The organism is Brevundimonas sp. AVps31 (assembly GCF_058681355.1).
Genome location: NZ_CM178736.1, coordinates 3,009,943 through 3,036,630, shown reverse-complemented (window position 1 = coordinate 3,036,630; position 26,688 = coordinate 3,009,943). Strand labels below are relative to the sequence as shown.

Here is a 26,688-nt window from a genome sequence, read left to right as displayed (position 1 = left end):
CCGGCGCTCGGTTGAGCTCAGCAAGCCTGGCATGAAATCGTTGATTTAACCCTGCATCGAGGGGGCGGCGCCGCAGGTGTCGCAGATCCAGCCTCCGCCACGCTCCTGCAAGGCCAAGTCGCCGCAGGCCGGACAGGCGGTCGCCTCACTGGCCGCGACGGGCGTCGCCGACGCCGGATCCCGCTTCTGACCAAAGGGCAGGACGACCAGATTGTCCGGCGCCGCGCCCCGGGCGAAGCCCTTGGAGATGAACCGGGCCGCCGGAACAGCCTCCGCCGCCTCACCCTCGCCTGCGCCCAGTCCGTCGCCCGACCCGGCGTCCGCATTGGCCAGTTCCTGCCGGTCCAGGTAGGACACGCCCAATTCCCGGAAAATGTAGTCGAGGATCGAGGTCGCCGACTTGATCGAATCGTTGCCCGTGACCCGGCCGGCGGGTTCGAACCGGGTGAAGACGAAGGCGTCCACGAACTCGTCCAGCGGCACGCCGTATTGCAGGCCGATGGAGATGGCGATGGCGAAATTGTTCATCAGCGAGCGGAAGGCGGCGCCTTCCTTGTGCATGTCGATGAAGATCTCGCCGAGCTCGCCGTCTTCGTACTCGCCGGTGTGGATGTAGACCTTGTGGCCGCCTACAGCCGCCTTCTGGATATAGCCCTTGCGGCGATCGGGCAGTTTGCGGCGGGTGCGCTCGCGTTCGACAACCTTCTCGACCACCCGCTCAACGGAGCGGACCTCGGGCTCTCGGCGACGCTCCCGTTCCTGTGCGGCGCTGTCGGGAATCTCGAGCAGGGGGCCGAGCGGCGCTTCGTCGCGACGCAGGCGAACGGCCCGGCGGCCGTCCCGCGCGGCGTCGGCCAGCACGCGCACGGCCTGTGAGGGGGTCGTGCGCCAGTCCATCGCCACCGGCGTCAGGTCGGGCGTGGCGCTGAACGGCTCCAGAGCAGCGCGCAGGGCGGCTTCGAACCCGCCCAGATCCGACAGAAGGTCGCCGAGCCCCTCGGGCGCGTCGGTCCAATCCGCCAGACCGCCGGCGCCGAAGACATGGCGCTCCGCGGCGTCCACATCCGCTGTGGCGAAGCCCAGCCGGGCCAGCAGATCGGCCTCCACCTGATCTTCAACGCCGAGTACGTCGCGCAGGAAGCCGGCGTCCAGCACCGGGGTGCGGAAGGCGTCCTCAAGCCGGTCGACATGGGTCAGCGCCAGTTCGAGGCCTTCCAGCTCCACGTCGGTGAAGCCGTGGGTCCGCAGGGCGGCGTGATCCACCCCCGGCGCACCAACCAGTGTCCGGCGGCCCAGCAGATGCCGCTCGGCGCTTTCCACGTCGCCGCCCGCCGCCGCGATGGCGGAGGCGAGAGCGGGGCGAAGCCGGCGGTCGATCTCTCCATCCCCGGTTTCAAAGCGGTCCAGCGCCGTCAGGGGCGAAGCCCCGAGACGAAGCCTGGCTTCACGGTCCTCCACGAACAGGCTGATCGGGCCGCAGGCCGATTCGGCGACCAGACGGCCCAGCGCGGCGGCGCGGGCGACCGGGTCGGTCGCGCCCTCGGCCAGCACGACGTCACCGAGGTCCGCCATCCCGATTGAGACCGGAACCGTGCCGTCGTTGGACAGGACGTCGGCCCAGAGCGCGGTCAGGTCGGCCAATGCGGCCTCGAAGGCCTCGCCGGTCAGGTCGCGCAGGGCGGTCAGGGAGATCAGCACCCCCGCGCCGCGCGCGGCCTCGGCGGTCAGTTCCGCGCTTTCCGGATCGAAGGTCAGGACCAGATCGCCGTCCAGAGCGCCTTCGGCGGCCAGAAGCGCCTCCGGCGCACCGGAGGCGATGAGGTCGCGATCGGCGACGGCGGCATACGGGGTGACGACGGGGACGGGCAGGGGCGCGGCATCAAACGATTCGCCCTCGACGGCGCGCAGGATGTCGGCGTCCGACGCCCCCGCGCGGCGGGCCGTCAGGGCGGCGCGCGCCAGGGCGGGATTGTGGGCCGGGTCGGCGCAGTCGCCGCGCGGGCCTTCGCAACGGCTGACGGCTTCGCTCACGGCGGCGAGAGCGGCGGCGACCGCGGCCACCGCCCCTGCCGACAGCCGCTGGGCCCGACGGCGCGCGGTTTCGGCTTTCAGCCATCTGGCGGCGGCGGGATCCGACAAGATCAGGGCATCGCTTGCGGCGACCGACTGGGGGCTGGCGGGCGTCGCCAGACCCAGCCGCAGGGTGGCGGACAGTTCGGCGGCCACGCCCTCATCCGGACAGTGTCGGGCGGCGAACGTCCGGGAAGCCTCGCTGATCAGATCCTCGCCATCCAGCGGCAGGTCTTGAGCCGCCGCCCAATCGACCCAGGCCTCGGTGCGCGCGTCGGACCAGTCCTCGGGCGTGAGGACTTCGATCAGACGGCCCGCGCGCTCGATCTCGCGCACGGATCGGCGGACGGCGGTGGCGAGGACGGCGAAGCGAGGCTGGGGACGCATGGAGGTCTCGAGGCGGCTTTGAGCGATGCTAACGGTGTAAGGGGCTCCCCTGCAATAAATCTGGCGTGTGGGGCACGGGTTACCCCCAAGATGTTGAGTTCGAACGCAGCCGTGTTCCGCTTTACGGAACGCCCTGCGGTTTCTATGATCCGCCTGCTGTCGCCGGGGTGTCCGGCCGACGCGAGACGAGTGGAATTCCCGACGTGCTAGGCAGAATCTTCGGCTGGACCAGCGGCGCCACCATCGGCACCTTCTTCACCATCGCCAAGCGTGGCGAGAAGATCGGGACCGATGAGTTCGGCAACACCTATTATCAGTCGCGGGACAACATCAGCTATGACGGCCGCAAGCGGCGCTGGGTGATCTACAACGGTTATGCCGACGCCTCGAAGGTGCCGCCCGAATGGCACGGCTGGCTGCACTACACCTACGACGAGCCGCCGACCGAGGCGCCGCTGCCGCGCCGGGCGTGGGAGAAGGATCACCTGCCGAACCTGACCGGCACGCCGATGGCGTGGCGTCCGCAGGGCTCGCTGGGCGCCGAGGGTCAACGCCCTGCCGCGACCGGCGACTATGAGGCCTGGCGCCCGGAATGAAACGTTCGGGGCTGATCCTGGCCGGCGTCACCGCCGCGGCTCTTATCGCCGCCGGCGGCGTTGTCGCGTCCGCGCTCAACGACCTGCCGCAGGACGCCCGTCCGGTCCAGGACACGACGGCGGACCTGAACCGCCAGGTTGCAACGCCCCCGGCCGAGCCCGCGCCGGAAGCGGCGCCGGCGCCGGCCGCGCCCATCGCGATCACCCCGCCGGTCGATCCCGCCCTGACGCCCCCGCCTGAAAAGGCCGAGGAGGAGGATGTGGTGGAGGAGAAGGCCAGCGAGACCGCGCAGGCGAAGCCCGAACCCTCGACCACGCCCGGCCGCCGTCAGCGTCGACGCGTCGCCATCGTCGAGGCCGTCGACAAGATCACCACGGAACGCATGCGGTTCGAGGTCGAGGTCGGCGGTCGCCCGGTGCGCTTCCAGAAGACCCTGATCTTCACCGCCCGCGCCTGCGAGGTTTCGGCCTCGGACGAACAGGTCGAGGACGCGATCGCCTATCTGGAAGTCAGCATCCAGCCGCGCGGCGTCACCCAGGTGACTGATCCGCGTCAGGTCTTCCGGGGCTGGATGTTCGCCTCGTCACCCGCCGTCAGCGGCCTGCAACACCCGATCTACGACGCCTGGGTCGTGGGCTGCAGGGCGTAGAAGACCGCTTCGGCGCCTGTCATCGGCTCGAACAGCGAGCGGCTGTTGGGCCGGACGGGCAGGGCCAGCTTCAACCGCTTGAGATAGGCCGCCTGCGGCGTCTCGACCGCGCCGAACTGGCTGAGATGATCGGTCAGGAACTGGGCGTCCAGCAGCCGCCAGCCGCCGCGCTTCAGCCGCGCGACCAGATGCACCAGCGCGATCTTTGAGGCGTCGCGCTCACGCGTGAACATGCTCTCGCCGAAGAAGGCGCCGCCCAGCGTCACGCCGTACAGGCCGCCGACCAGACGCCCTTCGCGCCAGCATTCGATGGAGTGGGCGTTTCCCCGCGCCTGAAGCTCCAGATAAAGCCGTCGGATCGGGGCGTTGATCCAGGTGTCCTCGCGGCCCGGCATGGCGGCGGCGCAGGCGTCAAGGACGGCGTCGAACGCCGTGCTGACCCGAACCTCGACCGGCTCGCCCCGTACCGTCTTTCTCAGTCGGGTGGGGATGTGGAAGCCGTCCAGCGGGATGACGCCGCGTTGGTCCGGTTCGACCAGAAAGACGCGCGGATCATCGCGCGCCTCACCCATCGGGAAGACGCCTGTGGCGTAGCAGTTCAGCAGTTCATCCGGGCCGAAGCCGCCGGAGGAGGCGCTGGCGCTGAAGCCGGGCTCCTCCACCGAGCCCTAGGCTTCGCCGCGCTGGCGCTTCTGCCAGTTTTCCAGCCAGTGGATGTCGTAGTCGCCCGACAGGATGTCCGGCTCCTGCAGCAGCTTCTGGAACAGCGGGATCGTCGTATCGATGCCGCCGACGACCATCTCGCCCAGCGACCGCTTGAGGCGCGCGATGCACTCCTCGCGGTCGCGGCCGTGGACGATCAGCTTGCCGATCAGGCTGTCGTAATAGGGCGGGATCGAATAGCCGGCGTAGATGGCGCTATCCAGACGCACGCCCAGACCGCCCGGCGCGTGGAAGTCCGTGATCGTCCCCGGCGAGGGGGTGAAGGTCTCGGCGTTCTCGGCGTTGATCCGGCACTCGATGGCGTGCCCCTTGAAGGTCACGTCATCCTGGGTGAAGGACAGCGGCAGTCCCGCGGCGATGCGGATCTGTTCGCGCACCAGATCGACGCCGGTGATCATCTCGGTGACCGGATGTTCGACCTGCAGGCGGGTGTTCATCTCGATGAAGAAGAACTCGCCGTCCTCCCACAGAAACTCGATGGTGCCGACGCCCAGGTAGCCGATGGCGGCGATCGCCTTGTTGACCGTCTCGCCGATGGCCTTGCGGCCTTCCGCGGACAGGGCGGGCGAGGGAGCCTCCTCCAGCACCTTCTGGTGACGACGCTGCAGCGAACAGTCGCGTTCGCCCAGGTGCACGACGTTGCCGTGGCTGTCGGCGATGACCTGGATCTCGATGTGACGCGGCTTCTGGAGATAGCGCTCCATATAGACGGCGCCGTTGCCGAAGGCCGCCTTGGCCTCGGTCTGGGCCGTCTGGACGGCTTCGACCAGATCGTCAGCGGTCAGGGCGACCTTCATGCCGCGTCCGCCACCGCCGGCGGCGGCCTTGACGATCAGCGGGAAGCCGATGGTTTTTGAGGCCTCGATAGCGTCCTCGACGGTCTCGACCTCGCCGGCCGAGCCGGGCACGCAGGGAATGCCGGCTTCAAGCACGGTCTTCTTGGCGCTGATCTTGTCGCCCATGACCCGGATATGCTCGGGCTTGGGACCGATAAAAGTCATGCCGTGCGCTTCCACGATCTCGGCGAAGCGCGCGTTTTCGGACAGGAAGCCGTAGCCCGGGTGGATCGCCTGGGCGCCGGTGATCTCGGCGGCCGCGATGATCGACGGGATGTTCAGGTACGATTTGGCGGCCGGCGCCGGGCCGATGCAGACGCTCTCGTCAGCCAGCCGCACCCACATGGCGCCGCGGTCGGCTTCGGAGTGCACGGCGACGGTGGAGATGCCCATCTCCTTGCACGCACGGTGAATCCGCAGGGCGATTTCGCCGCGGTTGGCGATGAGAACCTTGCTGAACATGGCTTACGCCTCGAGCAGGACGAGCGGCTCGCCGAACTCGACCGGCTGGGCGTCGCCGACCAGAACTTCCTTCACGACGCCGTCGCGGGGAGCCTGGATGGGGTTCATCGTCTTCATGGCTTCGACGATCAGCAGGGTCTGGCCCTTCTTCACCTTGTCGCCCGGCTGGACGAAGGCCGGAGCCTCCGGCGAGGCCTGCAGATAGGCCGTGCCGACCATCGGCGACTTCACCTCTTCACCCGCGCGGGCGACGATGGTCGCCGGGTCCGACGGCATGGCGGGCGGGGCGGCGGCGGCGGCGGCCGGAGCCGCTGCGACCGGAGCCGGAGCGGCGGCGTACTGAACGACCGGTGCGGCCGTGATCTCGCGGGCGACGCGGATGCGCAGTTCGCCCTTCTCGACCTCGATCTCGGTCAGATCGGTCTCGTTGAGGATGTCCGCGAGCTGGCGCACCAGGGTCGCATCGATTTCGGCTTCGTTCTTCAGTTTCGGATCGGCCATGGGAGCCTCTTGTTGTCCTTTAAACCGAACGGTCAGCGGACCGGCTGCGTTCCTGCGCCAGTCCGAGGGCGGCTTTCACCGCCAGTTCGTAACTCATCGGGCCGAAGCCCGAAACCACGCCGGCGGCGATCGCCGACACATAGGTGCGATGCCGGAAGCGCTCGCGCGCCGCCGGATTCGACAGATGGCACTCGACGATCGGAACCGCCAAGGTTTTCAGGGCGTCCAGCAGGGCCACGGAGGTGTGGCCGTAACCCGCCGGGTTGATCACAAGGGCGTCAGCCTTCTCCCGGGCCTCCTGGACCCAGTCGATCAGCTCGCCTTCGTGATTGGTTTGACGGAACACCACGGTCGCGCCCGAAGCCGTGCGTTCGCACAGCGCCTGGATGTCCGACAGGGTCTCATGTCCGTAGATTTCAGGCTCACGGACCCCAAGCAGGTTGAGGTTCGGGCCATTCAGGACGTAGAGGACGGGGCTGTCGGGCATTCGCTCGCAGAGGTGACGTTCCGACGGAATCGGACCGGCCTTTTAGCTCAGGCGTGGCCGCAAGCAAGCCGCACGTCCCAGAAGATTGACGCAGGGTCATGCAAATCCAGATCAACGGCGAGCTTCGAGAGGTCCGCGCGACCACCATTCTGGCCCTCGTGGAGGAGCTGGGACTGGATATCCGCAAGGTGGCCGTCGAGCGCAATCTGGAGATCGTGCCCAAGTCCCGACACGCCGTCACGGCCATCGCCGCCGGTGACCGGATCGAGCTGGTCCAGTTCGTCGGCGGCGGCTGACCGGACCTATTTCGGTGTGCAGACGCCGCGGTCGTAGGGGCCCACGGTGCGGATGACTTCATTGACCGTGGGCTCGACCCGCCGGCCGGAGATCTGCCCGTCCAGCACTCGGCGCAGCAGGCTGTCGAGGCGGCTGACCACATAGCATTTCACGTCGGGCGTCGCGTGCGGGTTGCCGACGCCGCTGTCGTCCGTAAGGAAAAGGTAGCGGCTCTGGGTCGCCGCGGCGGCGGCGCGCATGATGAACTCCGCCTTGTCGCCGACGCCGCTGGCGGCCACCGGCGTGATCTGGATCCGGCGCTCGCGCGCCGCCTGCACCTGGGCCCAGGTCGCGGCGATGCGGTCGTCATGGGGTGGGGCGTCGGCGACCAGAACCATGGAGCGCACCGCGTTGTCGCGCCACGGGTAGTCCATAGCTCGCGCCAGCGCCTGATCGACCGCCTCGGGATAGTCGCCGCCGCCATCGGCGCGCTGGGCCTCCAACTGACGGACCAGTTCGCCGACGTTCGAGGTGAAGGGGAAGTCGCGCACGACATACTGGTCGCCGTTGTCCCGATAGACGATCAGGCCGATGCGGGTGTCCACGCCCGGATGGCGCTCGGCCAGCGAGGCCATGATCGAAGCGATCTCGCGCTTCAGATACTCCATCTCGTCGCCCATGCTGCCGGTGGCGTCGATGACCATCAGCAGGTCGAAGGCGCGGACGGTGGCGGCGCGGCCCGGAATGCGGATCTCCAGCCTGCGATCCGGGCCGACGGTCAGGCGGCGGCTCGCGCCGGCGACGGTCACGTCCGCGGTCCGGCCCAGCCGGTCCAGGCCGGGGAACAGCACGACTGTGCCGTCAGCCAGCGTCCGCAGACGCAGGGGGGCGCCTTCAGGCCGGGAGACGGCGACATCCATGAACGGGGCGGGACGGCCTTCGGCGTCGCTGACGGCGATGGTGATGGCCTGGCGGGTATCGACGTAGGGCAGTTGCAGATCGCCGTTGGCCTGCAGGTAGCGACCGACATAGTCGGCGTACCAGCTCGGGTTCAGCAGGTCGTCATAATCCCCCGCGGTGAGCAGACCGGCCTGGGCCACGCGCGCCCGGGCGGGAGGGGTGCCGCGACCGGGCAGGGCCACCGGGGTCGCCGCCGCGATGCGGGTGTCCGCGCTCGCCTCGCCCTCTGCGGATACAACCGGGCTTTCGCTGGTGTCTCCGTCGCGACGGATGCGGCTGCCGGTGACCACCACGTCGTCGACGCCGTCGGCCGCTCCGATGACACCAACGTTCGTGTCCGCCACGCCTTCGGCCGGGGCCGGACGCGCCGGAGGCGGGGCCATGGGCGGCGGCGGAGGTGGCGGCGGAGGCGCGGGGGGCGGGGGGGGCGCGGGGGCGGTCGCGACCGCGCCGACGCCGGGCGCGCCGGAGCTTGAGCAGCTCACGGTGATGATGGCGGTGGACGTGAGCAGGATCGCAACCGCGCTTCTCATCACAAGGGCTTTGATGCGCATGGCGGCACTCCTTCACTGAACGACTCGGGACTGTAGTCACGCATGGCGCAGTGCGGGGGGAAACTGACGAAAGGCGCCGGGATCTGACGGCCGCAACGGAACGTGATCGCTGATCAGGCCTGAGGCTGTGCGGGGGCGGAACTGTGAAGCCGGCGGGGTGTTGGCATCGCAAACCCATAGCCAAGCTGGAGAGACGTCATGTCGGCAGAGCGGAAACCGGGAGGCCTCGCAGGGGGCCTTATCATCGCCCTGGGGGTGGTGCTCGCCCTGATCGGCGTCACCCTCACCATAGGCGGCGGCTGGCTGATCGGTCTTGGCGGCTCGTGGTATTATCTGCTGGCCGGGCTGGGTCTGCTGGCCAGCGGCGTGCTGCTGGTGCGGCGCAGCCTGCTGGGGGCCTTCATCTATATCGGCGTCTTTGTCCTGACGGTCCTGTGGGCCGTTTGGGAGGTCGGGATCGACGGATGGGGACTGGTGCCCCGCGTGGTGGCGCCGGCGGTCCTGCTGGCCTTCGTCATCGCCGCCCTGCCGGCGCTGAAGCCCGGCAAGGGCAAGCTGTGGGCGACCGGCGGCGCGGTGGGACTGGTGGCCCTGTTGCTGGTCGGCGGTGTGGCCTCGGCCAATGCGGCCAAGATCCGGGTCAACGGCGAACTGCCCACGGCCCAGGCTGTGGCCTCCAGCGACCCCGACGCGATTGCGGTCGGCGCCGACTGGCCCGCCTACGGCGGCAGCTATCACGCCCAGCGCTATTCCAGCCTGACCCAGATCACGCCGGAAAACGTCGGCAAGCTGGAGCGGGTGTGGAGCCTGCACACCGGCGACCTGCCGGGCGACCGGCCCGGTGCGCAGAACAAATATGCGTCCGAGAACACGCCGCTGAAGATCGGCGACACCCTCTACATCTGCACCGGCAAGAACATGGTGCTGGCGGTCAATGCGGCGACCGGACAAAATATCTGGAAGCATGACCCGCAGGTCAGCGACGAGTCTATCCCGTACACGGCGGCCTGCCGGGGCGTGAGCTATTATGTCGTGCCCGGCGCGGCGGCGACCGATCCCTGCGCCACCCGGATCATCTGGGGCACGCTGGACGCCCGTCTGATCGCGGTCGACGCCCGCACCGGCCAGCGCTGCGCCGCCTTCGGCCAGGGCGGTCAGGTCAACACCGCCGAGAACATGGGCCCGACCGTTCCGGGGATGATCTCGATCACCTCGGCGCCGACCATCGTCCAGGGCGTGGTCGTCACCGGCCACCAGATCCTGGACGGCCAGCGTCGCAACGCGCCGTCGGGCGTCATCAAGGGTTTCGACGCCGTCACGGGCCAGCTGCGCTGGGCCTGGGACATGAACCGCCCGGATATCAACACGACCCCGCCGGAGGGGCAGATCTACACCCTCGGCACGCCGAACATGTGGACCACGGCCTCGGGCGACGAGCGCCTGGGACTGGTCTATCTGCCGCTGGGTTCGACCGCCGCCGACTATGTCAGCGCGGATCGTCGTGGGCCGCAGCTCGACTATGCGACCTCGCTGGTCGCGCTGGACGTGAACACCGGCAAGCCGCGCTGGCATTTCCAGACCGTGCGCCACGACGTCTGGGACTATGACCTGGGTTCGCAAGCCACCCTGGTCGACTTCCCGACCGCGGCCGGGCCGGTCCCGGCGGTCGTGCTGCCGTCCAAACAGGGCGACATCTATGTGCTGAACCGCGCCACCGGCCAGCCCATCACCCCGGTCGGCCAGGTCGCCGCGCCGCGCGGCGGCGTCGAGCCGCAGATGCGGACCCCGACCCAGCCGATCAGCGGCTATCATACCCTGCGCCGGGCCGAGGACCTGTCCGAGCGCCAGATGTGGGGCATGTCGCCGATCGATCAGATGATCTGCCGGATCCAGTTCCGCGGCGCCTCCTATCAAGGCTTCTACACCCCGCCGACGGCCGATCGCCGCTACATCCAGTACCCGGGGTATAATGGCGGTTCGGACTGGGGCGGGATCGCGATTGATCCGGCGCGGGGCGTGATCGTGGCGAATTACAATGACATGCCGAACTATAACCGGCTGGTGCCGCGGGCCGAGGCGGACCGGAAGGGCTGGGCCCCGCGGGGCGAGCCGAACGCCCGCAAGGGCGGGGCGGAAGGCGCGGGCGACCCGCAGGCGGGCGCGCCCTATGCGATCAGCGTCAACGCCGGCTGGCGGATGCCCTTCACCGGCCTGCTGTGCAAGGAGCCTCCCTATGGCGGCATCCGCACGATCGACCTGCGCACCGGCCGCACCCTGTGGGACCGCCCGCTGGGCCAGGCCCTGAAGAACGGGCCGTTCGGCATCCCCTCGATGCTGCCGGTCGAGATCGGTACGCCGAACAACGGCGGGGCGGTCGTCACGGCGGGCGGGGTGATCTTCATCGCCGCGGCCACCGACGACCTGATCCGCGCCATCGACCTGAAGACCGGCAAGACCCTGTGGACCGACAAGCTGCCGGGCGGCGGGCAGGCCAATCCGATGGTCTATGAGGTCGGCGGTCGCCAGTTCCTGGTCATCGCCCCGGGCGGCCACCACTTCATGGAGACCCCGGTTTCCGACGAAGTGATCGCCTACGCGCTGCCGCAGGGCGCGTAAGGGTTCAAACCGGGCGTCTGAAAGCGTAGGGACGGGGACATGAGCGCTCATGTCCCCGTTTCCGCATCCGAGACCGCCGACAGCTGGACCGTCGCCGGCCGGACTTTCAACAGCCGCCTGATCGTCGGCACCGGCAAGTACAAGACGTATCAGGAGAATGCCGATGCGGCCGAGGCCGCGGGGGCCGAGATCGTCACCGTGGCGGTGCGGCGGGTGAACCTGACCGATCCGAACCAGCCGATGCTGGTCGACTATGTGAAGCCGGACCGCTTCACCTTCCTGCCCAATACGGCGGGCTGTTTCACCGGCGAGGACGCGGTGCGGACCCTGCGGCTGGCGCGCGAGGCCGGGGGCTGGGATCTGGTCAAGCTGGAGGTGCTGAGCGACACCGCCCACCTGTATCCGGACATGATCGAGACCCTGCGTGCGCTGGACCTGCTGGTGAAGGACGGCTTCCAGGTCATGGTCTATTGCACCGATGACGTGGTCATGGCGAAGCGGCTGGAAGAGGCGGGGGCCGCCGCCATCATGCCCGCCGCCGCCCCGATCGGCTCGGGCCTGGGCATCCAGAACCGGGTCAATGTCCGGCTGATCGTCGAGCAGGCCAGGGTGCCGGTGCTGGTCGACGCGGGCGTGGGCACGCCGTCGGATGCGGTGCTGGCCATGGAGCTGGGCTGTGACGCCGTGCTGATGAACACCGCGATCGCCGGGGCCAACGATCCGATTCTGATGGCCAGCGCCATGAAGCATGCGGTCATCGCGGGGCGTCAGGGCTATCTGGCCGGGCGGATGCCGCGCCGGATGTATGCGAGCGCCAGTTCGCCGCTCAGCGGACTGATCTGACCGGAGCGGTCCGGGCGTTTGTTACGACTACTAGTGTTAGGCCGAATTTTTTCGGGCCCGAATTTTCAGAAGACGCCAACTTGAACGGGGCGGCGCCGGGCGGGCGTCGGGCGCGGCGCGGGTTTTCAAAGACCGGCGGACAGTCTGGCACGCGCATGCGTCAGAAACGGACGGATCGGTCGGGCGGCCTTGGCGGAATCCGCCGCGCCCGCTAGAGCATCGCTCTGTTTTCCAAGAGACGAGCCATGCACGACATTCGCGCCATCCGTGACAATCCCGCCGCCTTCGTGAGCGGCTGGTCGTCGCGCGGGGTCGAGGAGGCCGACGGGCTGGTGGCCGACCTGCTGCGGCTGGACGGCGAACTGCGCGCGGCCCAGACGACGGCGCAGGAGGGGCTGACCAAGCGCAACGCCGCCTCCAAGCTGATCGGCGCCGCCATGGCGAAGAAGGACATGGCCGAGGCGGATCGCCTCAAGGCCGAGGTCGAGGCCCTGAAGGCCGACATCGCCGCCGCCGAAGCCGTCGAGGCCAGCGTCGGCAAGGAACTGCGCGACCTGCTGGCGGGGCTGAAGAACCTGGCCGCCGACGACGTGCCGGACGGCGAGGACGAGGCGGGCAATGTGGAGGTCTCGCGCTGGGGAACGCCCCGTGAAGGCGGCCCGGCCAAGGATCACGCCGACCTGGGCGAGGCCATGGGCCTGCTGGACTTCGAGGCCGCCGCGAAGATGAGCGGCTCGCGCTTCGCCGTGCTGAAGGGGCAGCTGGCGCGACTGGAACGGGCCGTGGGCCAGTTCATGCTGGACACCCAGACGGACAGGAACGGCTATCTGGAAGTGAACCCGCCGCTGCTTGTTCGTAGCAACGCGATGTTTGGAACTGGGCAGTTGCCGAAATTTTACGAGGACCTGTTCCTCGTTGAACGAGGCGACTTGATTGAGAAAGATGTTGTCGAGACGGCCCAGCTCTCGGCCCTGAACGCGCTTACTCTGGCGGAAGAGCAAGGCATCGAACACGCTAAGCAAACTTTCGGGACGCAGCCTCGATTTGAACTCGAGGTCGCCGAAGACTACCGCTGGCTCATCCCCACCGCCGAAGTCTCCCTGACCAACCTCGTGCGCGAGCAGATCCTGCCCGAGTCTGAGCTGGCCACCCCCATCCGCATGACCGCCCTGACGCCCTGTTTCCGGGCCGAGGCGGGGTCGGCCGGGCGGGATACGCGCGGCCTGATCCGCCAGCACCAGTTCCAAAAGGTCGAGCTGGTCTCCATCGCCAAGCCCGAGGACTCCGACGCCGAACACGAGCGGATGGTGGGCTGCGCCGAGGCCATCCTGCAGGCGCTGGAGCTGCCGTATCGCAAGATGCTGTTGTGCAAGGGCGACATGGGCTTCTCGGCCCGCAAGACCTACGACCTCGAGGTCTGGCTGCCGAGCCAGAACACCTACCGCGAGATCAGCTCCTGCTCGAACTGCGGCGACTTCCAGGCCCGGCGCATGGACGCCCGCTTCAAGCGCGACGGCGAGAAGAAGACCGAGTTCGTCCACACCCTGAACGGCTCGGGCCTGGCGGTGGGCCGGACCCTGGTGGCGATCATGGAGAACTACCAGCAGGACGACGGCTCGATCCGCGTGCCCGACGTTCTGGTCCCCTATATGGGCGGCCTGACCTCGGTCGGCGGCTGATTTTCAGCCGACGGACGCAAGGCGGGGAGCCTTCGGCGGCGTCAACGGTTGCGAGGGACAGAAGCGTCCGCGTCATGAAGATGTCGCGGCGCTGCTGTCCAAAGCGATGTCTCCGGCCCCACAGGACTTAAGCTCATGCGTCTGATCGCCCCCACCGCCCTGATCCTGGCCCTCGGCGCCTGCGCCTCCATGCCCGGCAATGTCGCGCCGCCGCCCGCCGGTTTCGACGTCTCGGCCACGCAGTTCGAGGGCTGGGCGCGCGTCCAGAACGGCGAAATCCGGCTGTACCGCGAGCAGCGCGACCTGTCGCGAAACGTGCCGACCGACTGCGTCAGCGGCGCCCTGCCGCGCGATCTGCAGCGGGTCGCCGGCGACCTGAACGGCCTGAAGATCCGCCTGACCGGCCGCACCGCCGCCTGGGCCGACCGCGACGGCGGCCAGACCTACAACTGGCAGGGCTCGCGCATCGTCAACGACTGCCGCCGCGACGTGGTGATCCTGGCGGACCGGGTCGAGGCGCTGCGATAGGCGGCGTTTGCGCGCTATCGTCATCCTCCGGCGAGCGTAGAGAGACCGGGCGACCCGGCGGCGCCGCCGCGCGGCTTGCCGGCGGATGACGACAGCTTTTTTGATGCGTGGGCCCAAAGGGTTCATCCGGGCCAGAGCCCGCCTCGATCCGGCTGTGCTCCGGACGAGCTTCGCTCTCCGGAGCGGGGTCTGGCGTGAGGGTTTGCGTCCCCGATCGGCGCTATGCGCCGTCCGGGATGACAAGGCCGCGCGGTTTGGACTACTCACGACAGGATCATGAGAATCCTGCTGACCAACGACGACGGCATCGAGGCTGAAGGCCTCGAATGTCTGGAACGCATCGCGCGGACCCTGTCCGACGACATCTGGGTGTGCGCACCCGCCGTGGAGCAGTCGGGGAAGGGGCGGGGCATCACCCTGACCGAGCCGCTGCGGGTCAACCGGTTCGGCGAGAAACGCTTCGCCGTGACGGGCACGCCGACCGACTGTGTCGTGCTGGCGGTCAACGACCTGATGCCGGAGAAGCCCGATCTGGTGCTGTCCGGCGTCAATCGCGGGCACAATGTCGGCGAGGACTGCTCCTATTCCGGCACCGTCGCCGGCGCCCTGCAGGGCATGGCCTTCGGCATCCGCTCCATCGCCCTGAGCCAGAGCCTCGAACGCTTCCACGACGAGGTGACGGCGCACTGGGAGACGGCCGAGGCCTTCGCCCCCGCCATCATCAGCCGCCTGCTGGCCCAGCCGTGGCAGTCCGGCGTGGTCATGAACCTGAACTTCCCCGCCCGCGCCCCGGCGGACGTCACCGAGATCGAGGTCACCCGCCAGGGCTTCCGCGACATCGGCGAGATGCACGCGGTCAAGCGCACCGACCTGCGCGGCCGCGACTACTACTGGATGAGCTTCCGCGGCACGAAGCACGACCACCCGGACGGGACCGACCTGCGAGCCATGGACGAGGGCAAGATCTCGGTCACCCCGCTGCACATCGACCTGACCCATGCGCCGAGCCTGCATGATCTGAAGGGCGTGCTCGGCGGGGTCCCGCCGAAGAGCGTGGTCGCGGCCGGATGAACCTTCGCGACGACCGCGCCGGGCGGCTGATTCTGGGGCTTAGGCAGCAGGGGGTCACGGATCCGCGCGTGCTGTCGGCCATGGAATCCATCGACCGCGCCGTCTTCGTGCACGAGAAGTTTCTCGATCAGGCGTGGGAGGATCAGGCCCTGCCGATCGACTGCGCCCAGACGATCAGCCAGCCCTATATCGTCGGCCTGATGACCCAGGCGCTGGACGTGCAGGCGCGCCACCGGGTGCTGGAGATCGGCACCGGCAGCGGCTACCAGGCCGCCGTCCTGAGCCGGCTGGCCCGCTATGTCTATTCCGTCGAACGCTATCGCAGCCTGCTGACCGAGGCCGAGAACCGGCTGCGGGAGCTGGACATCGACAATGTCATCACCCGCCACGGCGACGGCGGACTGGGCTGGCGCGAGCAGGCGCCGTTCGACCGGATCATGGTCACCGCCGCCGCCCCGGGCGAGCCCACCGAACTGCTGAAACAGCTGAAGCCCGGCGGCGTGCTGGTCTGTCCCGTGGGACGGAGTTCGGTGCAGATGCTGCATCGCTACATCGGTCAGGAGGATGGATCGTTCCGCCGCGAAAGCCTGACCGAGGTGCGGTTCGTGCCGCTGGTGGAAGGGACCGCCAAGGAGGGGTGACGGGGAGGGGCCGGGAGCGCATCCTGCCGGCATGACCCGCCGCATTGGCCCCAGACTGCTCTCGATGCTGGTCCTGCTGATCGGCGGGCCCGCTGTGGCGCAGGACCGGTCGGTCTGTTTCGAGCCGCAAACCGTGGTGCTGACGTCGGACGGCTACAGGACGGCTCTGGAAGCGGTGGCGGCGCTCGGCAGCACGACGCCCCGAAATGAACGGGGATCGCCGTCAAGTCTGGCCGTCGTCAGTCCGCAGTCCGCCGGCGCGCTGGAGCGATCGCGCGCCGAGGAGGCGCTGCTGGAGCTTTTGATAGCCGGGGCGCCGCCCATCCAGGCGCGGGTGATTGCGGAGGGCGATCGGGGCGAGGGCGACTGCCTGCCGATCCGGGTGGTCCCGGACTGTTGCGTGATCCGGGAGAACCCTTCGCTGTTCTTCGACAGCGGCAGCGACGTGACGCCGCGCGATTGGCGACGGAGCGGGCGGTTTCTTCTGGTCGACTACCGGCCCGGCGAAAGCCTGTTCATGGTGGACGGCCACACCGATACGGCGGAGGCGGATGTGGCGCTGTCCCGGCGACGGGCGGAGAACGCGGCGCTTGATCTGGTGCGGCTGGGCGTGCGCTGGGACGACATCCGGATCACGGGCCATGGCGACAGCCGACTGGTCCGGCCAACGCCGCCGGAGACTGCGGAGCCCCTGAACAGACGGGTGGATATTCGCGTCGGCCGCCGGCCTCCGGAAAGACTTGATTAACCTTCCCGCCCAACTTTGGCGCGGTTTTCCGGGTCAGGTCGGTTCGACCAGGCTGGGCGCAGAAGCGGAGTGGGCGAATGACTCAAATGGGTGGCGGCATGCGCATCCTGATGGTGCTGGGGGCGATGAGCCTGCTGGCGGCCTGTTCCAGCTACCCCAGCGAGCCGCGCTATTCGATCTATGCCGACCAGCCCAACGGCCCGGCCCCGACCGGCCCGACCGGACCCGCCTATCCGACCCGTCCGGTTCCGACGGGCGACGGCGTGCGCGGCGCGACCGATCCGGCCCGCGAGGCGCCGCCGCCGCGCGGCGCGCCGGTGGCCAGCATCGAGGGCGGGGCGCTGGACGCGCCCGTCTCGGCCGGCCCGCGCCCCTATGACGATGCGCCGACCCGGCCCTATACCGAGGTTCCGGCCGCCACCCCCTATGAGCCCGCGACCGGCCCGCGTCCGGCCGCCGGTCCGGCGTCGGAAGGCTTCACCAGCCCGCCGCCGCCCGCGCGCGGCTCCGTCGCCGCCGTGGCCGGCGCCGCCTATCAGATCCAGGCCGGCGACACGATCTCGGGCATCGGCCGACGCTTCCAGACGCCGGTGCAGGCGCTGATCGACCTGAACCAGCTGGGGCCGCGCGCCGCCATCACGCCCGGTCAGAGCCTGATCCTGCCGCAGGGCGCGGTGGACATCGGCGGCGATCCCTATGCGACCGGCCCGTCGCCGACGGGCGTGACGGTGCCGAACGACGGGGTTCCGCCGCCCCCGCCGCCGCCGCCCGCCAATGTGCCGCCCTCGCGCCAGCCTGCCGCGACCGCTTCGCCGGTCGCTCCGGCGACCGGAACGGTGGCCCTGGACTGGCCCGTGCGCGGCGACATCCTGCGCCGCTTCGGCCCGGTGGGCATGGGCGAGCGCAACAACGGCGTGAACATCGGCGCGCCGGCCGGCGCCGAGGTCCGCGCGGCCTCGGGCGGGCGTGTGGGTTATGTCGGGGACGACCTGGCCGGCCAGGGCCTGACGGTGCTGATCGTCCACCGCGACGGCTGGCGCACCGTCTATGGCCACCTCGGCTCGGCCGTGGTGCGCGACGGCGACGAGGTCACCGCCGGGCAGCAGATCGGCACCGTCGGCACGACCGCCGGCGACGGCCGTCCGTCCATCCATTTCGAGACCTGGCGCGTGCGGGGCGATACGCCGTCCGCCGTCGATCCGCTGAGCGTGTTGCCCCGATAACGCAAACGGCGGCGTGCGCATTCGCGCCGCGTTGCAAAGTGTAACGACGCGCCCTAGGTTCCGCGCCTCATTTTCAGGGGCGGCGCCGACGGCGCGCCCTGCGCTATCCGGAGACTATCGTGGAACAAATCGCGGCGAGCCCGTTCGGGATCTTCATCTACATCGTCCCGATGGTCATCCTGTTCTACTTCCTGATCATGCGCCCGCAGGCGCAGCAGGTGAAGAAGCACAAGGCGATGATCGAGGCCGTCAAGCGCGGCGACACGGTCACCCTGTCGAACGGCATGATCGGCAAGGTCACCCGCGTCGAGAACGAGGAAGCCATGGTCGAGATCGCCCAGGGCGTGAACGTCCGCGTCATCAAGACCATGATCGCCGACGTGCGCAATCGCACCGCGATCGCCGCCAACGACGCCAAGGCCTGATCGTTCTCCTGAAAGGTTCGGGACAGCCCGCATGATCCATCTGTCGCGCTGGAAGGTCATCCTTCTCGCCCTGTCTCTCGTTTTCGGCCTGCTGTTCGCGGCGCCCAACATGCTGAGCGAATCCCAGCGGGCGGCCCTGCCGGGCTGGCTGCCGAAGAACGCCCTGAACCTCGGGCTCGACCTGCAGGGGGGCTCCTACCTGCTGCTGGAAGTCGACGTGCCGGCGATGCGCGAGAAGCGCCTCACCAACCTCGGCGAGGACGCCCGCACGGTGCTGAGCGAAGCCAGCGTCGGGGTGAACAGCATCGCCCGCCAGAATGACGGCGTGGTCGTCACCCTGGCGGACCCGAACCAGATGGAAGCGGCCCAGCAGGCCATGCGCGCCCTGGTCGTCGCCGGACAGGGCGGGGCGCCGGACCGGCTGGTCCAGCGTCAGGGTAATAACCGCATTCGCTACGCCTTCAGCGAGGCGACGATGAACTCGATGGCGTCGGACGCCGTGACCCAGTCGATCGAGGTCGTGCGCCGCCGCCTGGACAACACCGGCACCAAGGAAATCTCGATCACCCGTCAGGGCGCGGACCGCATCGTGGTCCAGGCTCCGGGCCAGAGCGACCCGGCCGAGCTGGAACGCCTGATCGGCCAGACCGCCCAGCTGACCTTCCAGATGGTCGACGTCGACAACCAGCTGGCCGCCGTCCAGAGCGGGCTGATCCCGCCGGACGCGGAACTGCTGCTCGGCGAGGACGGCACCCCCTATCTGGTCAAGCGCCGTATCCTGGTGTCGGGCGAGAACCTGACCAAGGCCGAGGTCACGACCGACCAGAACCAGCGCACCGCCATCGGCTTCCGCTTCGACGGCGCCGGCGCCCGCCGCTTCGGCGAGGCGACCGCGGCCAATATTGGCCGGCCCTTCGCCATCATCCTGGACGGCAAGGTCATCTCGGCCCCGCGGATCAACACCGCCATCACCGGCGGCTCGGGCATCATCGAGGGCAGCTTCTCGATCGAGGAGGCCTCGGAGATGGTCAATCTGCTGAACGGGGGCGCCCTGCCGGCTCCGCTGAAGGTCGAGGAGCGCCGGACGGTGTCGGCCGAGCTGGGCGAGGACGCCGTCTCGGCGGGCGCCCTGTCCACGGCCATCGGCTTCGGCATCATCGTGCTGTTCATGATCCTCGCCTACGGCGGCCTGTTCGGCGGCATCTCGGTCCTCGGCCTGATGCTGAACGGCCTGCTGATCGTGGCCTGTATGAGCTTCGTCGGCGCCGCCCTGACCCTGCCGGGCATCGCCGGCCTGATCCTGACCTTCGCGGTCGCGGTCGACGCCAATGTGCTGATCTATGAGCGGATGCGCGACGAGGCCCGGGCGGGCCGCAGCGTCATCGCCTCGATGGACGCCGGCTTCTCGAAAGCCATGGCCACCATTGTCGACGCCAACGTCACCACCCTGGTGGCCGCGGCGATCATGTTCGTCTTCGGCGCGGGCCCGGTGCGCGGCTTCGCCTGGACGCTGGGCATCGGGGTGTTCACCTCGGTCCTGTCGTCCGTGCTGGTGGCCCAGGTGCTGCTGGCCTTCTGGCTGAAGACGGCCAAACCCAAAAAACTGCCGATCGCGGAGTAATGACGATGCGTGGATGGCCCCTAATCAAATTGCTGCCGCAGAAAACGAATTTCCAGTTCGTGAAGTATGCCCGGCCCGCCGCCTTCTTCTCGGTGATCCTGTGCGTGGCGTCGATCGTCGCCTGCTTCGTGCCCGGCCTGAACATGGGCATCGACTTCCGGGGCGGCGCCTCGCTGGAGGTGTCCAAGCCGGCCGGTCAGGTGATCAACCTGGAAGACGTGCGTGGCGCGGTGAGCGGACTGGACCTCGGCGACGTCGGCGTTCAGGGCATCGCCCGCCGGGACACCAATATCGATGACGGCTCGACCGCCATCGTCCGCTTCCAGGTGCCGGACGGCCGCGACCAGACCGCCGTGGTCAACCAGGTCGAGGGCGCGATCACCCAGGCGACCGGTCAGGTGACCTATTCGGGCGTCAGCGTCGTCGGCTCCAAGGTGTCGGGCGAGCTGTTCCAGTCCGGCCTGCTGGCCTTGGGATCGGCCATCCTGCTGATGTTCCTGTACATCTGGTTCCGCTTCGAGCCGCAGTTCGGCTTCGGCGCCGTCGCCGGCCTGCTGCACGACGTGGTGCTGACCTTCGGCCTGATCGTCCTGTTCAAGCTGGAGTTCAGCCTGACCATGGTGGCCGCGATCCTGACCGTCATCGGCTATTCGATGAACGACACCGTCGTCGTGTTCGACCGCCTTCGCGAGAACCTGCGCAAGTACAAGACCATGCCGCTGCGCGAGGTGATCGACCTGTCGCTGAACGAGACCCTGTCGCGGACCATCATCACCGGCGTCACCGCCGTCATGGTGCTGGCGGCGCTGGCCGTCTATGGCGGCGAGGCCCTGTTCGGCTTCTCGATCGCCCTGATGTTCGGCATCATCATCGGCACCTATTCGTCGATCTACGTCGGCGCGCCGATCATCCTGCTGTGGGGTGTGAAGCGGGGCGGCGCGGCGGACGACGCCAAGCCGATCAAGCTGGGCATGGCCTCGCGCCCCTAACCCGGCCTGACAGCCACGCATGACAGGGACGGGGCGGGTCTGACGATCCGCCCCGTTTCGCTGAGAAGGACCAATGACCGCTCTCGACGCCCAGGTTCGCGCCGCAGACCTCGACCGCTGGCTGGCCAGCCGGTTCGTGGCCGACGCCCGGGCGCGCGCCGACCTGATCGTGCTGTATGCGTTCGAGGCCGAACTGATGGCCATTCCGACCCGGGTCACCCAGCCCATGCTGGCCGAGATGCGCTTCGCCTGGTGGCGCGAGCAGATGGACGGGGTCTTCGCCGGCGTGGCGCGCAAGGGCCATCCGGTGCTGGAGGCGTTGACCGACCTCGTCGCCCGTCACGCCTTACCGCGCGCGCCGTTCGAGGCCCTGATCGAGGCCCATATCGACCGGGTGCACAGCCAGCCGCATGATCTGGACGCCTTCTATCTGGGACCCATGCAGCTGGGCGTGCAGGTGCTGGCGGGGCCGGGGCATGAGGCGGCGATGCGTGACGCGGCGCGCGTGCGGGGCCTGAGCCAGACCGGACGGGGCGAAGAGGCCAGGGCGCTGCGCCCGGCCGCCAATGCGGCGCTCAGGGCCCTGCCGGTCGCCGCCTTCCCGGCGGTGGCCGCGGCGGCGCTGCTGAACCCCGATGCGCCGGAATTTCTCAAACGCCTGACGCTGGTGGCCGCGACCGTGCGCGGCCGAATCTGATCCGGAGACGCCCTGATGGCCGCATTCGCCGACATCGTCCTGCTGCTGGGCCAGGTCTTCGGACTGGCCGCCTTGCCCGCCTCCGTGACCGCCTTCTTCATGCGCGAGGGCGGCACGCCGAGGCGCGGGTTCGCGCGCGCCTTCAAGCTGGCCTATGCGCCCTGGTTGCTGTCCATGGCCGTGTTCGCGGGGTTCCAGTGGTACTGGCTCTCGATCGTCGACCGTCCGATCGCCGAGGCCCCGGTGCTGGTGATGCTGGGCATACTGGTCATCGGCGGCTACGGCGCGGTCCATTTCATCCGCGCCGCGGACGGGAAGTTCTAGAAGCGTCAGGCCGGCGTTGGCGGCGCGGGTTCTGTTCGACGCGCGCGCGGGTCAGGGGCGCGCCGGTGGATAGCGCGTCACATCCCGCGGATGGACACGGGTGTTGGGCGAGCCCCGGAAGGCCCAGCGGATGAAGCGGGCGGTGGACAGGGCCCCGGCCCGGGTGACGGCGCGCGGCGGCCCCAGCGGGCGTTCGTGCATCGCCTGCGCCCACTCCGGCAGAAGGTCGAGGCCCGCCTGCATGATCACGCCCGCCGCCGCGTCGACGGCGGGAGAGCCCACCCGTTGGCGCATGACCAGCCGGGCGACCTCATGCGTGCGGGCGTCGGCGCGCAGTTGGGGGCGATAGCTCTGGATCAGGGCCTCGGCCTCGGCCCGCGTGCGGGGCAGGGGATCGGCCTGCAGCGCCGCGCCGATCCGCGCCATCTCATCGAAATAGGCGTCCTGTTCGGCCATCGGCATATCCGGCTCCGCATAGCGGATCCAGGAGTCGAGGAAGCTGATCGTCTCGGTGACATGGACCCAGGCCAGCAGAGAGGGATCCGAAACGCGATAGGGCGTGCCGTCGGGCAGGACGCCGGCCAGCTTCGCATGGATGCGATTGACCTTGTCGATCATCGCCTGACCGTTCTCGGCATGGTCATAGGTGGTGGTGGCGATGAATTTGGCGGTCCGGCGCAGGCGGCCGTGCATGTCGGCGCGGAAGTCGGAGTGGTCCCAGACCCCCGCCAGCACCGCCGGATGCAGCATCTGGAGCAGCAGGCCCGAAACCCCGCCGATCATCATCGTCACCACATCGCCGTTGACCCTGGCCGCCACGCCGTCGGGCGGGAACAGGGCGTCGGCGCGGCGCAGCACGGGGCGCTCGCCCCTGTCGGCGTCATTGAAGACGTCGGTGATCTTCTGGCGGATGGCGCGGCGGGCGAAGTCGAGGGGCATGGGAGTCTCCGGCGGCTTGCGCCGCTGTCGGAACCTAGGGAAGGTCGCGGCCATGGGAAACGCCGTTGAAACGTGGCTGGACGCTTTGTCGCCGGAAAACCGGTCACTGGTTGACCGGCTGCGCGCCGTCGTGAAGGCGGCGGCCCCGGACCTGACCGAGACAATCAAGTGGAACGCGCCGAACTTCGCGGACGGCGATCAGGACCGCGTGACCCTGGGCGTCGAACGCAAGGGCGGCGTGCGGGTGGTCCTGCATCGCGGTGCAGCGGTGAAGGACGCCGCGGGCTTCAAGTTCGATGATCCGGACGGGGTGGCGAAGTGGCCCACACCGGATCGGGGCGTGGCCACGTTCCGCGACCTGACGGCGCTGGAGGCCGGGGCCGGTCCTCTGGAAGATCTGGTGCGGCGCTGGATCACAGCGAACCGCGCCTGATCTCAGGCTGAAGCCGCCGCGTCGCGCCAGGCCTTGAGCGCGTCCAGCCCGCGGATGCTCATCAGCCGCTTCTTGGCGCGCCCGCGTTCCTTGGGATGGATACGCTTGCCCTCTTCGTCGACCTTGGGCGCCTCGAGCGGCGGCAGCAGGCCGTAGTTGATGTTCATCGGCTGGAATTTCGAACCCGCCAGATGGCCGCCGGTGATGTGCTCAACCAGGGCGCCCATGGCCGTCTCCGGCGGCGGGGGCGCCAGGTCGCGACCCAGGGCCTGGGCGGCGGCGAGGCGGCCGGTCAGCAGGCCCATGGCGGCGCTTTCGACATAGCCCTCGACCCCCGTGACCTGACCGGCGAAGCGCAGGCGCGGCATGGCCTTGAGGCGCAGCTGTTTGTCCAGCAGCTGGGGGCTGTTCAGATAGGTGTTGCGGTGCAGGCCGCCGAGGCGGGCGAACTGGGCGTTCTGGAGGCCCGGGATCATGCGGAAGGTCTCCGCCTGCGCCCCGTGTTTCAGCTTGGTCTGGAAGCCGACGAGGTTGAACAGGGTGCCCAGGGCGTTGTCCTGGCGCAGCTGGACGATGGCGTGGGGCTTGACCTGTGGGTCGCGCGGATTGGTCAGGCCGACCGGCTTCATCGGGCCGTGGCGCAGGGTTTCGCGGCCGCGCTCGGCCATGACCTCGATCGGCAGGCAGCCGTCGAAATAGGGGACGTGCTCCCAGTCCTTGAACTCGGCCTTGGGGCCGTTCAGCAGGGCGTCGATGAAGGCGTCGTACTGGTCCTTGTCCATCGGGCAGTTGACGTAGGCGGCGGCGTCTCCGCCCGGGCCTTCCTTGTCGTAGCGCGACTGACGCCAGGCGATGTCGAAGTCGATCGAGTCGGCGTGGACGATGGGGGCGATGGCGTCGAAGAAGCTGAGGCTCTCCTCGCCGGTCGTCTTCAGGATGGCCTCGGCCAGGGCGGGGGAGGTCAGGGGGCCGGTGGCGACGATGACATTGTCCCAGGCCTCGGGCGGCAGGCCGGCGATCTCCTCGCGCACGAGGGTGACCAGCGGATGGGCCTCGAGCTTCGCGGTGACGGCTTGCGAGAAGGCGTCGCGGTCGACGGCCAGGGCGCCGCCGGCGGGCACCATATTGGCGTCGCCGCAGCTCATGATGATGGAGTCGAGCGCCCGCATCTCGGCGTGCAGCAGGCCGACGGCGTTGTACTCCCAGTCATCGGAGCGGAAGGAGTTGGAGCAGACCAGCTCGGCCAGGCCGTCGGTGTGGTGGGCGTCGGTCTTCACGCCCGGCACGCCGCGCATCTCATGCAGGATGACGGGCACGCCCGCACTGGCGATCTGCCAGGCGGCCTCGGAACCGGCGAGACCGCCGCCGATGACGTGGACGGGGGAGGGGGAGGTGTTGCTCATAGGCGGCGTTCTAGCCACGCCTGACCCATCCGTCAGCAGGGAACCGTCATCCTGTCTGGCGCGAAACGCCTGTCCGGTTAATATGGTCTGGCTTGGGAGGGCGCAATATGAAGACGTTTTCGGTGACCGAGGCGCTGACGGAGCCTTTCCGTCAGGCTGGACGACGGCCGCTCGCGCCGCTGCTGTGGGGCCTGGTCCTGCTGCTGCCGAGCGCGGCGACACTGATGATGATGCTGCCGATGCTCGCTCAGATGCAGGCGTCGGGCGCGTTCCAGTCCGCCGCCGCGGCGGGGGCTGACCCGAGCTGGTCCGACGCCGATCTGGCGGCCATGATGCAGATGCAGATGTGGTCGTGGCTGGCGAACCTGCTGCAGCTCGTGGCCGTGGTCCTGGTTTCGACCGCAGTCATGCGGGCCGTCTTCGCCGGCGAGAAGCGGGACAAGGCCGCCTTCCTTCGTTTCAGCCTGCAGGAAATCTATGTCGCCGTCATGGGCATCGTGGTCGGCGTGGGCTTCATCATCGTGGCCCTGATCGCCGTCCTGGCCGCGGTCGCCGTCGGCTTCGCCTTCCGGGCGGCCGGAGACGTCGCGGCGGTGCTGTACGGCATTGTGGCGGGCATCGCCCTGCTGATCGCCGGCCTGATGCTGTGGGGCCGTCTGGCCCTGCTGGCTCCGGCCTCGGTGTATTACAACACCTTCGCCTTCGAGGAAGGCTGGAGGCTGGGGCGCCGTCAGAACTGGGCGCTGCTGGGCATGCAGTTGCTGCTGGTCATCGTGTTCCTCGTCCTGGGCATCGCCCTGTTCGCGGCCTTCATGCTGGTCGTCCTGATCACGGCGGGCGGCCTTCATCTGTCTGATCCGGTCGCGGTCAGCAACTGGGCCGAGGGCGTGGCGACCAATCCGATGGGGCTGATCGTGGCGGGTCTGGTCCTTCTGGTCCCGATCGCCTGGATCCAGGGCTTCAGCCAGTTGATGGTGACCGCGCCCTTCGCCTATGCGGTGAAGACGCTGGCGGCGCAGGATTTGGACTCGCCTTCGAATTCCGCTGACACATCCGATCCCGCTCTCTAGACACGGGCCGAACGGGTACGGGAGAGCAGGATGCAGTTTTCAGCCACGGAGTCGGCCTTCGAAGGCTTCCGTCTGGTTCGGCGGGACCCCAAGGTCCTGCTGTTCTGGGGCCTGCTGTATCTGCTTGTGACGGTCGGCCAACTGGTCGCCATGTACCTGAACCGCGAGCAGATCGCCGAAGGCGTGGCCCAGCTGGAGGTGCTGTCCCGGCAACCGATGGCGTCCCAGCAGGCCTTCGAGGCCTTCCTCGACGCCTACAACCAGACCACGACCTATGCCCTGTGGATCCTGCCGATCTCGATGATCGTCGGCGCGGTCCTGAGCGCGGGCATCGCGCGGGCCGTGCTGTTCCCGGAGGAGAAGAGCCGGTTCGGCTACCTGCGTTTCGGCGCCGATGAACTCCGCGTGCTGGCCGTTACCCTGTGCATCGCCCTGCTGGCCGGGATCATCATGTCGGTCGCCTTCATCGGCGTCACGATCCTGATCGTCGCCGCCGTGGCGTTCCCGCTGATCTGGCTGGCTGTCGTGGCCGGGGTCTTCGGCTGTATCGCCCTGTTCGTCTGGCTGGCGGTGAAGTGGAGCCTCGCCGTGCCGATCACCCTGACCCGCAAGAAGATCGCGATCTTCGACTCCTTCGCCGCCACCAAGGGCCATTTCTGGCCTCTGCTGGGGATGGCGATCGTCGCCGGGGTGATGGGGATCCTGATCTGGTTCCTGTCGATGGTCGTGGTCATGCCGCTGAACCTGTTGTCCGGCGGCAGCGCCATGGGCAGCATGACCCCCGCCCTCATGGACCAGCTGGCGGCGGCGAACCCGCTGCTGCTGCTCGCCGCCGTGGCCAACGCGATCGTCTATGCCCTGATGGTCGGCATCGTCTACGCGCCGTTCTCGGCGGCCTGGCGCGACATCAAGGCGCTGAAAGGCCTGTGAGGGACG

At 68.8% G+C, this 26,688-nt stretch carries 27 protein-coding genes; 19 read left to right on the top strand and 8 right to left on the bottom strand.

The genetic code is table 11. The annotated features are described in order from the left end of the window. Positions 1 to 45: 45 nt before the first annotated feature. Positions 46 to 2,457 (bottom strand): TSCPD domain-containing protein, encoded by a 2,412-nt coding sequence (locus ACW174_RS14825; RefSeq protein ID WP_492015197.1) that lies wholly within the window; start codon positions 2,455 to 2,457, stop codon positions 46 to 48. A gap of 203 nt (positions 2,458 to 2,660) precedes the next feature. On the opposite strand from ACW174_RS14825, the gene ACW174_RS14820 reads away from it, so the two are divergent. Further along, positions 2,661 to 3,053, top strand: coding sequence for an NADH:ubiquinone oxidoreductase subunit NDUFA12 (locus ACW174_RS14820; RefSeq protein WP_492015196.1), 393 nt, complete (start codon positions 2,661 to 2,663; stop codon positions 3,051 to 3,053). Beyond that, the gene (locus tag ACW174_RS14815; RefSeq protein ID WP_492015195.1) at positions 3,050 to 3,703 is read left to right on the top strand and encodes a DUF2155 domain-containing protein; all 654 of its coding nucleotides are present in this window, start codon (positions 3,050 to 3,052) and stop codon (positions 3,701 to 3,703) included. The genes ACW174_RS14820 and ACW174_RS14815 overlap by 4 nt, the downstream gene beginning before the upstream one ends. Here the strand turns inward: ACW174_RS14815 and aat are convergent. The 4 genes from aat to aroQ all read right to left on the bottom strand — a co-directional run bounded on the left by aat (position 3,670) and on the right by aroQ (position 6,712). Then, positions 3,670 to 4,275, bottom strand: coding sequence for a leucyl/phenylalanyl-tRNA--protein transferase (aat, locus tag ACW174_RS14810; protein ID WP_492017297.1), 606 nt, complete (start codon positions 4,273 to 4,275; stop codon positions 3,670 to 3,672). The two genes, ACW174_RS14815 and aat, sit on opposite strands and share 34 nt — an antisense overlap. Positions 4,276 to 4,371: 96 nt before the next feature. Then, positions 4,372 to 5,724, bottom strand: coding sequence for an acetyl-CoA carboxylase biotin carboxylase subunit (accC, locus tag ACW174_RS14805; protein WP_492015194.1), 1,353 nt, complete (start codon positions 5,722 to 5,724; stop codon positions 4,372 to 4,374). 3 nt (positions 5,725 to 5,727) lie between these two features. After that, positions 5,728 to 6,225: an acetyl-CoA carboxylase biotin carboxyl carrier protein gene (accB, locus tag ACW174_RS14800; RefSeq protein ID WP_492015193.1), complete on the bottom strand. Its 498-nt coding sequence runs from the start codon at positions 6,223 to 6,225 to the stop codon at positions 5,728 to 5,730. Between the two features lie 19 nt (positions 6,226 to 6,244). After that, positions 6,245 to 6,712, bottom strand: a complete 468-nt coding sequence (aroQ, locus tag ACW174_RS14795; RefSeq protein ID WP_492015192.1) for a type II 3-dehydroquinate dehydratase — start codon at positions 6,710 to 6,712, stop codon at positions 6,245 to 6,247. A 98-nt stretch (positions 6,713 to 6,810) separates the two neighbouring features. On the opposite strand from aroQ, the gene thiS reads away from it, so the two are divergent. After that, positions 6,811 to 7,008 carry a sulfur carrier protein ThiS gene (gene thiS / locus ACW174_RS14790; RefSeq protein ID WP_492015191.1) on the top strand — a complete coding sequence of 66 codons (198 nt, stop codon included), beginning with the start codon at positions 6,811 to 6,813 and terminating at the stop codon, positions 7,006 to 7,008. Between the two features lie 6 nt (positions 7,009 to 7,014). Here the strand turns inward: thiS and ACW174_RS14785 are convergent, their stop codons facing one another. Then, positions 7,015 to 8,502 (bottom strand): vWA domain-containing protein, encoded by a 1,488-nt coding sequence (locus ACW174_RS14785; RefSeq protein WP_492015190.1) that lies wholly within the window; start codon positions 8,500 to 8,502, stop codon positions 7,015 to 7,017. Between the two features lie 198 nt (positions 8,503 to 8,700). On the opposite strand from ACW174_RS14785, the gene ACW174_RS14780 reads away from it, so the two are divergent. The 13 genes from ACW174_RS14780 (at position 8,701) to ACW174_RS14720 (ending at position 21,907) form a co-directional block, all read left to right on the top strand. Next, on the top strand, positions 8,701 to 11,118 hold the full coding sequence (locus ACW174_RS14780) for a membrane-bound PQQ-dependent dehydrogenase, glucose/quinate/shikimate family (RefSeq protein ID WP_492015189.1): 2,418 nt from the start codon (positions 8,701 to 8,703) through the stop codon (positions 11,116 to 11,118). Positions 11,119 to 11,157: 39 nt separating this feature from the next. Continuing rightward, complete coding sequence (locus tag ACW174_RS14775; RefSeq protein WP_492015188.1) at positions 11,158 to 11,961, top strand: thiazole synthase; 804 nt, start codon at positions 11,158 to 11,160, stop codon at positions 11,959 to 11,961. Positions 11,962 to 12,206: 245 nt separating this feature from the next. Further along, the gene (gene serS, locus ACW174_RS14770; protein WP_492015187.1) at positions 12,207 to 13,640 is read left to right on the top strand and encodes a serine--tRNA ligase; all 1,434 of its coding nucleotides are present in this window, start codon (positions 12,207 to 12,209) and stop codon (positions 13,638 to 13,640) included. Positions 13,641 to 13,775: 135 nt separating this feature from the next. After that, positions 13,776 to 14,168: a hypothetical protein gene (locus tag ACW174_RS14765; protein ID WP_492015186.1), complete on the top strand. Its 393-nt coding sequence runs from the start codon at positions 13,776 to 13,778 to the stop codon at positions 14,166 to 14,168. Between the two features lie 276 nt (positions 14,169 to 14,444). Beyond that, positions 14,445 to 15,239 carry a 5'/3'-nucleotidase SurE gene (gene surE, locus ACW174_RS14760; RefSeq protein WP_492015185.1) on the top strand — a complete coding sequence of 265 codons (795 nt, stop codon included), beginning with the start codon at positions 14,445 to 14,447 and terminating at the stop codon, positions 15,237 to 15,239. Continuing rightward, positions 15,236 to 15,880 carry a protein-L-isoaspartate(D-aspartate) O-methyltransferase gene (locus ACW174_RS14755; protein WP_492015184.1) on the top strand — a complete coding sequence of 215 codons (645 nt, stop codon included), beginning with the start codon at positions 15,236 to 15,238 and terminating at the stop codon, positions 15,878 to 15,880. The genes surE and ACW174_RS14755 overlap by 4 nt, the downstream gene beginning before the upstream one ends. A gap of 31 nt (positions 15,881 to 15,911) precedes the next feature. After that, entirely contained in the window at positions 15,912 to 16,628 is a 717-nt protein-coding gene (locus ACW174_RS14750) for an OmpA family protein (protein ID WP_492015183.1), read from the top strand. 77 nt (positions 16,629 to 16,705) lie between these two features. Then, the gene (locus ACW174_RS14745; RefSeq protein ID WP_492015182.1) at positions 16,706 to 17,851 is read left to right on the top strand and encodes a peptidoglycan DD-metalloendopeptidase family protein; all 1,146 of its coding nucleotides are present in this window, start codon (positions 16,706 to 16,708) and stop codon (positions 17,849 to 17,851) included. 170 nt (positions 17,852 to 18,021) lie between these two features. After that, complete coding sequence (gene yajC / locus ACW174_RS14740; protein WP_492017296.1) at positions 18,022 to 18,276, top strand: preprotein translocase subunit YajC; 255 nt, start codon at positions 18,022 to 18,024, stop codon at positions 18,274 to 18,276. 31 nt (positions 18,277 to 18,307) lie between these two features. Then, positions 18,308 to 19,897, top strand: a complete 1,590-nt coding sequence (gene secD, locus ACW174_RS14735) for a protein translocase subunit SecD (protein WP_492015181.1) — start codon at positions 18,308 to 18,310, stop codon at positions 19,895 to 19,897. Beyond that, the gene (gene secF, locus ACW174_RS14730; protein WP_492015180.1) at positions 19,897 to 20,886 is read left to right on the top strand and encodes a protein translocase subunit SecF; all 990 of its coding nucleotides are present in this window, start codon (positions 19,897 to 19,899) and stop codon (positions 20,884 to 20,886) included. Before secD ends, secF begins: the two co-directional genes overlap by 1 nt. A gap of 73 nt (positions 20,887 to 20,959) precedes the next feature. Beyond that, a complete protein-coding gene (locus ACW174_RS14725; protein WP_492015179.1) occupies positions 20,960 to 21,583 on the top strand; it encodes a squalene/phytoene synthase family protein in 624 nt (207 codons plus the stop codon). A gap of 15 nt (positions 21,584 to 21,598) precedes the next feature. Then, positions 21,599 to 21,907: a hypothetical protein gene (locus ACW174_RS14720; protein WP_492015178.1), complete on the top strand. Its 309-nt coding sequence runs from the start codon at positions 21,599 to 21,601 to the stop codon at positions 21,905 to 21,907. A 51-nt stretch (positions 21,908 to 21,958) separates the two neighbouring features. On the opposite strand, the gene ACW174_RS14715 is transcribed toward ACW174_RS14720, so the two are convergent. Next, a complete protein-coding gene (locus ACW174_RS14715; protein WP_492015177.1) occupies positions 21,959 to 22,846 on the bottom strand; it encodes an oxygenase MpaB family protein in 888 nt (295 codons plus the stop codon). Positions 22,847 to 22,898: 52 nt separating this feature from the next. Between ACW174_RS14715 and ACW174_RS14710 the strand changes: the two genes are divergently transcribed. Then, positions 22,899 to 23,279: a DUF1801 domain-containing protein gene (locus ACW174_RS14710; protein WP_492015176.1), complete on the top strand. Its 381-nt coding sequence runs from the start codon at positions 22,899 to 22,901 to the stop codon at positions 23,277 to 23,279. 2 nt (positions 23,280 to 23,281) lie between these two features. On the opposite strand, the gene trmFO is transcribed toward ACW174_RS14710, so the two are convergent. After that, positions 23,282 to 24,682 carry a methylenetetrahydrofolate--tRNA-(uracil(54)-C(5))-methyltransferase (FADH(2)-oxidizing) TrmFO gene (gene trmFO / locus ACW174_RS14705; RefSeq protein WP_492015175.1) on the bottom strand — a complete coding sequence of 467 codons (1,401 nt, stop codon included), beginning with the start codon at positions 24,680 to 24,682 and terminating at the stop codon, positions 23,282 to 23,284. A 107-nt stretch (positions 24,683 to 24,789) separates the two neighbouring features. On the opposite strand from trmFO, the gene ACW174_RS14700 reads away from it, so the two are divergent. Together ACW174_RS14700 and ACW174_RS14695 are read left to right on the top strand one after the other, a co-directional pair. After that, a complete protein-coding gene (locus tag ACW174_RS14700; protein WP_492015174.1) occupies positions 24,790 to 25,752 on the top strand; it encodes a hypothetical protein in 963 nt (320 codons plus the stop codon). Between the two features lie 30 nt (positions 25,753 to 25,782). Next, positions 25,783 to 26,682 (top strand): hypothetical protein, encoded by a 900-nt coding sequence (locus ACW174_RS14695; RefSeq protein ID WP_492015173.1) that lies wholly within the window; start codon positions 25,783 to 25,785, stop codon positions 26,680 to 26,682. Positions 26,683 to 26,688: the final 6 nt, after the last annotated feature.